The sequence below is a fragment of the Cysteiniphilum litorale genome (genome assembly GCF_003428165.1).
GTDB classification, from domain to species: Bacteria; Pseudomonadota; Gammaproteobacteria; order Francisellales; family Francisellaceae; genus Caedibacter; species Caedibacter litoralis.
The window spans coordinates 1-640 of sequence record NZ_QLIQ01000175.1 but is presented as its reverse complement, the minus strand read 5'-3'; the positions used below and the strand labels follow the sequence as shown (position 1 = coordinate 640).

The following is a 640-nucleotide window of genomic DNA, read 5'->3' as shown; positions in this document are numbered from 1 at the left end:
TACTTTACAACAAAGATAGTGAACAAAATAACGGTGAAAATAATGCCTAAGATGATACCAAAAGAAATACGAATTGATGAAAAAAAGCTAATGAATATTCGTGAATTGATGGTTGAATATGAGGAAACAAACGAATCTGCATTCATCCGTGATTTGATTGATATAGGCTATGCAGTCAAAAAAGCACAGCTTAATGCGTCAGATGATGAGGAAATGGAGAATTGGCAAGCAGTCTATCAAGATGCCGCCAAGAAAATGATTGAATGCCACCATTTGATCAGACAAGCGTTTGCATTTACTTATAATGCTAAGTTATCTAGACATGAGGGCTATGGGGTTGAACTAAAGGAAAATAAGAGAGAATCAGACGAGTACATTGCCAATCTTTTAAGTGGTAATGTGGATTCGGAAAAATTAAAAGGGTCAAAGGGAAAATAGGCAACTGTCAGGTCATGTTTAAACTTCTACATCTAAAGTTCAACATATCAAAACTAATAAGGCTCCAATTTACCCTAATTTTTTGATAGAAATCACTTAGTCAACTGATGCTTGATGATCTGTTTTTTTGTCACATTAGGCACAGTTTCAACGTTTTGAGTCTTATATTGATCCGGTTGATTTTCTTGTGATTTTATTGATT

At 34.2% G+C, this 640-nt stretch carries 1 protein-coding gene; it reads left to right on the top strand.

The genetic code is table 11. The features are described from left to right. Nucleotides 1-438: hypothetical protein (locus DNJ75_RS15140; protein WP_206609145.1), on the top strand; the 438-nt coding region annotated here is incomplete at its 5' end. Nucleotides 439-640: the final 202 nt, after the last annotated feature.